The organism is Methylobacterium sp. J-092 (assembly GCF_022829325.1).
Taxonomy (GTDB): domain Bacteria; phylum Pseudomonadota; class Alphaproteobacteria; order Rhizobiales; family Beijerinckiaceae; genus Methylobacterium.
Genome location: NZ_JAKSXU010000007.1, coordinates 1 through 309 on the forward strand (window position 1 = coordinate 1; position 309 = coordinate 309).

The window sequence follows — 309 nt, forward strand, 5'->3', positions numbered from 1 at the left end:
ACTTCTTCACCGCGCAGAGCCTGTCGAACCGCTCCTCGGATCTCGGCACCCTGCTCGACAGCATCTCCAACGGCGTGCAGACGATCCAGGCGGCCAACCCGGGCCCGACGTCGATCCAGAAGCTCGTTGACTCGGCCAAGTATACCACCAACCAGGCACTCTCGACGCACATCAACCCGAGCGGAACAGCCGGTTCCGCCTTCTCCGCCGCCTCCCTCACGATCAATTTGCAGGCCAACGGCACCGCGGTCTCGCCCACGCACACCGCCCGCGATACCATCGACACGACCATCCCCAAGCTGAACGCCG

Annotated in this window: 1 pseudogene; it reads left to right on the forward strand. The window is 64.7% G+C overall.

Annotated features, from left to right (window positions below):
• Positions 1 to 309 (forward strand): annotated as a pseudogene (locus MKK60_RS00105) (flagellar protein); the annotation flags it as partial.